This is a genomic window from Lyngbya sp. CCY1209 (assembly GCF_035615495.1).
In the GTDB taxonomy this organism is placed as follows: Bacteria; Cyanobacteriota; Cyanobacteriia; order Cyanobacteriales; family Microcoleaceae; genus Limnospira.
The window spans coordinates 1-368 of record NZ_JAJENU010000090.1; the positions used below are offsets into that span (position 1 = coordinate 1).

Here is a 368-nt window from a genome sequence, read left to right on the forward strand (position 1 = left end):
CTTCTTTGTGGTGCAGATAATACAAGATCGTGGCGTAGACTTGCTCTAGGTTTAGAGACGGATAGGTGCTGGCAATTTCCTCTGGTGTGCGAGCACGAAAGAGGTAGTCAAACAGAACTGTCTCAATCCCAATGCGTGTCCCTTTTAGCCGAATGTCATCATCGGCCAAAAAGTTGAAATAATCTTCAAGTTGCATGACCAACCTCCCTAACTACGTTGAAAACCCCTTTCCATAACTCGCCGGTCTTGCCTTAGTGTCAACATAGCTACAGTGTTACAACTACTTCGCTCATTGCTTCAACTGGTAGCTTCCGGATTGTTCTACCTACTAAAATACCACAGCGATCGCTCCCCTGAGATTTTCCACA

Annotated in this window: 1 protein-coding gene; it reads right to left on the reverse strand. The window is 45.7% G+C overall.

Translation table 11 applies throughout. The features are described 5' to 3' along the window. The coding region (locus LKE08_RS00470; protein ID WP_324702226.1) for a DUF433 domain-containing protein at positions 1–196 on the reverse strand (196 nt) is incomplete at its 3' end. Positions 197–368 lie beyond the last annotated feature (172 nt).